A 5,144-nucleotide genomic window follows, 5' to 3' on the forward strand; every position below is an offset into this window, starting at 1 on the left:
ACCAGAATATGTTCGTCAGGAATAAGCTGGCGGAGCGTGCCCGAAATGAACAGCTCCAGTTGGTCCCGTTCCTTGCGACCCAGCATGCCGGCCCCCAATCCCGATCAGGATCAAGAGAATCACGCGAAGGCAGGTTTTTCAACGACCCCATCGTGCATCTGATCCGGCACTCGCTGGAATTCGTCTCCTGGAAGGATCGAAAGCCCGTCGTGCCCGCGCTGCGCATGATCTACCGGGCCACAGACGCCGAGGCCGGCAAAGCCGCGCTCGAGGCCTTCGATGCCGGCTTCTGGGGGCGAAAATACCCGGCAATAGCCCAGGCCTGGCGCCGSAACTGGGATCGCGTCATCCCRTTCTTCGCGTTCCCCGAGGCCGTCCGCAAAATCGTCTACACAACGGATGAGATGGACAAGCGTTTCCAGTTTCGACGTGGTAGTTTCGGTTCTGCACGGACGACCTCGGTGGCGAAGAGCGGAGCGCCGACTGCAAGCTCCGCCAGGCCGCCTCATTCGCGCCTTGTCGATTTGAGGCGTCCGTGCGCCTCTCGTCCCGGTCGCGTCTTCCACTGGGCGACGAAGTGCTCGTAGGCCCGCTCGGCGTGGCGAGCGACCTCCATCTCCTGCTCGCGCAGTGCCTTGACGTTGTAGGCGTGGGCAGACCCGGGCTTGTTGCCCTTGCTCTGCGGTTGTCCAGCCTGGAGCTCCATCGCGCGACGCTTGTTGGCGATCAGAGCCGGACGCGCCCAACGGTAGTCGGCTCCTTTCGTCAGCAAATGCCAGACCAGGACCGTCAGCTTGCGCGCGACAGCAACCGCCGCGACCTGGTGTCCGCGCCTGGCCCGGATCCGGACGAAGAAGGCATGCAGCGGCCCCGGCGCCTTGGCGGCTGACCACGCGGCTTCGACCAGCATGGCGCGCGCGTGACTGCGACCGATCTTGCTAATGCGGCCATGATGGGCGACGCCGGTCCCGGATTGTCGGACGCGCGGGTTCAAGCCGAAGTAGCTCACCAGCTTTTGCGGTGTCTTGAACCGGGCGATATCGCCGATGGCCGCCGCCAGAGAAGTTGCGACGGTCAGCTTGATCCCGGTGACGGTCATCAGCCGCGCGACTGTCGGGTCCTCGATCGCATCCTGCGCAATCTCACGATCGAGCTCGGCAAGATCGTCACCCAGACGGTCGAGTTCGCGCAGATGACGTGTGATCGCGTCGCATTCGTCCTTCGGAAGATCTTGCCTGGTCAACCAGGCCCGCCCTCGGCCGTTGAACAGGTCCGCATGCGGGCATTTTGGGATCAGATGCCCGTGCAGGATGGCATGCACCTCGTTCTTGATCCGGGTGCGATGGCGAACGACCTGGCCGCGTCGCGCAACCAGCCGGCGCCGTCGCTCGGTCTCCGCGTCCGGCGTCCAGATCTCCGGCAAGAAGCCAGCGGCATGGAGCGTTGCCAAGGTACCGGCATCGACCTTGTCCGTTTTCACATGGGCATGGGCGATCGCCTTCACCTGCAGCGGATTAGCGATCACGACCCGCGCGACGAGGGGCGACAGCACGCGCGACACCGCCATGCAGTTGCCGGTGGCCTCGATCACGACCTCGTCCGTTGGCAACAACGTCTTTCCAAATCCCTCCAAGGCCGTCCGGGTCATATCGACCCTCCCGGCATGCCTCAACCGACCGTCCTCCCAGATCACGACCTCGCCGAAGTCCGGTGGATATCCATCCCGATCACGCGTCGCATCAGCGCCTCCTGTCAGCATGACGACGGGAGCGGCGGGCGACACGACACCTACGGATCCGCGCTCTCGGCGCAACCGGGCGAGTCGCAGAGGCGGCCAGYTACTAACGCGAGCTCGCGGCTCATCGTATACATCGGCCTGCCCGCACCTTCGTGCTCCCGGTGCCTCTGTCCCGGATGCTCGCAGCATAAGCCACGTCGCAGCGACGCGGYAGGACTTCCGCACCGACCATCCTCATACCGGTTACAAATGCGATCGAAGCCTTGAACGCAAAGCTCCGGCGAGCGGTCAAAATCCGAGGCCATTTTCCGACCGACGAAGCCGCAACCAAGCTGATCTATCTCGTCTTGCGCGATGCCGCGGCCGAGTGGAAAATGCCCCCACGCGAATGGACCGAAGCCAAGTCCCAGTTCGCGATCATGTTCGAGGATCGCTTCATCACTCAATGAAGCTCAACCCGCCCCGGACACAAAAATTCAGACACTCCCCCGGCGATTGTCGGACTCATAGCCTCAAAATGATCACGGTTGATCCTATCCAAGCGCCGCAATTCAGCCATGTGCACAATCATGCTCCAGAGCAGAAACTTACTGCCTCGGACTGCTCCGAAAAGTCTCTCAATTGAGCTTGGCGTCCCTGAGAGCCGCAAATCGGCGACCAAACCCGCCCTTAACAATTGAACAATCTTCGGATCGGCTAGCTCATCCAATGATAGATTCGTCAATTGCTCTTCGAGCTTCTCCGAACCCACGGAATTCGAAATCCACCGAATATAGACGTGCGGAAGCGAAACCAGCATCTGCCTCAACAGTGTCGTGTCGTTCATTCCTTGAGGCGCATGAACCTCGTAAAGCGCTCCGTTGATCCGAAGGCGCCGCTCCTTAGCTAGCTTCGGCGCAATTCGAAGCGCTTCGATCATCAACGTGGACCAGCCTCGCCAGATCGCATGCAGGTGCCGGCGCTTATCGATGTCGGATATCAACTCCATATTCTTGATCATGCCCGAATATAGGATGATCGAGAGCACCATATCGTCTGAGGCTGCCTGAACGCGTACTACGTCTTGCCTATCGTCGCCGTCAGCCGGAAGTTCGAGCTCCAACTCGGCGTCTTTCTCCTCTTTAGACAGCGGAGCACCAGTAACTTGAAATGCAGCAGTATCTACGCTTCCATTGTCCTCGGGCAAACTGACACTCTCGAATTGAGATAAATCTGCATGATCGAGGTTAGCTTTCTTCAGAATCGCTTGATGTCTCTCTGCCACAAGCTCAACCAATTCTGAATCATTGCGAAGCTTACCTGCGTAGTAATTGATTTCGTTTATGAAAGTGAGATATCTATTCTCTTCCAAAACCCAATCACGAAATTTTCGATCAGCCGCCATCCTTACAGCAATGAAATATTCCAATACCCCTTTATATCTAAATGATATATTTCCATCTGGACGAACAACCAAAATCCGTGAAGTGAGAAACTCACTCATAAGTGCATCAAGTTCTACTTTTAGACCGCGCTGATGCAGGTAATCTTTCATCTGTTGGCGAATGGATTCTCTCGGCCAATTATACCGATCTTCGATAGCCATCCATGCAGCCAAATTCGCGAGCATATCTGTCTTATTAGTGTAGTCGAAAATTTCACGCCTGCTCTGCTCAATAGCAGCCTTGCGTAAGGTCGAATCTACAAACTGCTCCATTAAAACCGCCCGGTTAATCGGGCTAAAATTATGTTTCTCTGATAGAATCTCGATGAGCATCGAGCCGTTGGCTGCAGTKAACGGTAGATTAATTTCTTTAAACTCACTCTGCAGTCGATCAAGCCATTCTTCAACGTTCTGGCATCTCTCGTCTCGCGCAAGTAATTGACGCATGTCCTTTCGACGAAATTCCGTTAGCTCGACAAACTCGAACCTGACCGGCATTTCGGGATCAATACAGGCGCCAAATTTGGTAGCTGACGAGTGAGGTGATGTAAAAAGATACTGAGCCTTTGGATAAAGACTGACAAACTCGCGAAGAACCTTCATCCTCCTCGTGTCGGAAAAAATAACATCGTCTATCGCTACTGAGAGATACCCAAGTTTAAGAAGCGAATCGATAGTATTCTCTGCCGGAGCTCCTGCGGACTCCGCACGCAACTTCCGAAGCAGTGCATCCGTATTATAGCCCACGTCATTAAACGAGATTGCGACTGGAAGCCTGGGCCGATCAATTACTAAAATATTTTTGAGCTTCTCATAACAAAGCTGCCGCAGTGCGGCTGTCTTACCGTATTCGGACCGACCGTAGATGATGAAATTCTCATCACTTGCAAAAAGCTCTCGAAAGTCGACATTTGGGCCGATTCGAGATTTCCCGTCATGACCTGGCGCCTGCTGGATGAATCGCTTTTCCATTGGAGGGACAACAAATTTCCTAACGTCAGAGATTTCTCCCTGGCTTTCAAAACGTTCTTCGAGTTCCTTCAGCGCAGTTGTTGAAAGATGTTCTCTAAATTTACTTTCATCTACCGGGCGCGCAATAATATGAAAATGCTGTCTGGCCTCTTGTGATGAGTGCCAGGTCCCTCCCGCCACAACATCAACACCTTGATCAAAGACATTTCTGTCTTTCATGTATGACCGGACAAGAATCTCAGAATGCTTTGAATCAGTATCAAGTGTAATAATATGCCCTTTTCGATGTGAAAACACCGCCCCCTTGGATGCGTATATTTTGGCCGTTCAAGCCAATAACATTCTCGGTTACAGGGTCATGCATGTGCCCAAAAAGCAGCATGTTGGCGTGCTTCTCCAGCTCGATCCGAAGCATGCGCGAACTTGCTTCGGAAAGTGTGTGAAGTGGGTGGTGAATGAGAAAGATGCGGTAAGACCCTTTAGTGAGATGCTCTACAGCATCAAGCACTGCGTGTTCAGGAAACGCTAGCTGTGTTTCATCGCGTCCAAATTCTCGATGACCACCCGTCGAAAAGACGGCGCTGTTTAGTGTCACTATATCGAAATTGAGTGCGCTTATATAATCCACGGTCGCAAAAGCATTTTGGTATCGCCTCGTACCACCCGGGGACGAGCTTCTCAAATATCTATTTAGTTCATTGTAGTTTAGCAATTTTTTATCGATTGCGGGAATGAATTCATTCGATGCATATAGCTCGTTAAGTTTATCTTGCTCTTTGGCCGATCCAATTATAGACTTCCACTCATGATACTTAGGAATGAATGGTTCTACGCCAGACCACATAACATCGTGATTGCCGGGTGTGATAAATATTCTTTCATCGCTGCATCCGGTTACCTTCGATACGCCGCTGAGAAGCAAATCATAAGCTTCATCGTGGGAATCTTGTCCAGCAGCATATACTAGATCGCCAGTGAAAAGAATTACGTCTGGCTTTCGATGTCCGACGC

2 protein-coding genes and 3 pseudogenes are annotated in these 5,144 nt (G+C 54.0%); 2 read left to right on the forward strand and 3 right to left on the reverse strand.

Annotated elements, in window-relative coordinates; translation table 11 throughout:
* Window positions 1–149 precede the first annotated feature (149 nt).
* A pseudogene (locus tag AC1DRP_RS34745) lies at window positions 150–410 on the forward strand (transposase); the annotation flags it as partial.
* 95 nt (window positions 411–505) lie between these two features.
* Here AC1DRP_RS34745 and AC1DRP_RS34750 read toward each other — a convergent pair.
* Window positions 506–1,722, reverse strand: a pseudogene (locus tag AC1DRP_RS34750) (IS110 family RNA-guided transposase).
* A gap of 249 nt (window positions 1,723–1,971) precedes the next feature.
* On the opposite strand from AC1DRP_RS34750, the pseudogene AC1DRP_RS34755 reads away from it, so the two are divergent.
* Window positions 1,972–2,187 (forward strand): annotated as a pseudogene (locus AC1DRP_RS34755) (transposase); the annotation flags it as partial.
* On the opposite strand, the gene AC1DRP_RS34760 reads toward AC1DRP_RS34755, so the two are convergent.
* Together AC1DRP_RS34760 and AC1DRP_RS34765 are read right to left on the reverse strand one after the other, a co-directional pair.
* Window positions 2,181–4,352 (reverse strand): NACHT domain-containing protein, encoded by a 2,172-nt coding sequence (locus AC1DRP_RS34760; protein WP_476770915.1) that lies wholly within the window; start codon window positions 4,350–4,352, stop codon window positions 2,181–2,183. The pseudogene AC1DRP_RS34755 and the gene AC1DRP_RS34760 sit on opposite strands and share 7 nt — an antisense overlap.
* Before the next feature lie 40 nt (window positions 4,353–4,392).
* On the reverse strand, window positions 4,393–5,144 hold a 752-nt coding region (locus AC1DRP_RS34765), incomplete at its 5' end, for a metallophosphoesterase family protein (protein ID WP_476770916.1).

The organism is Allobosea sp. 01N443 (assembly GCF_056399325.1).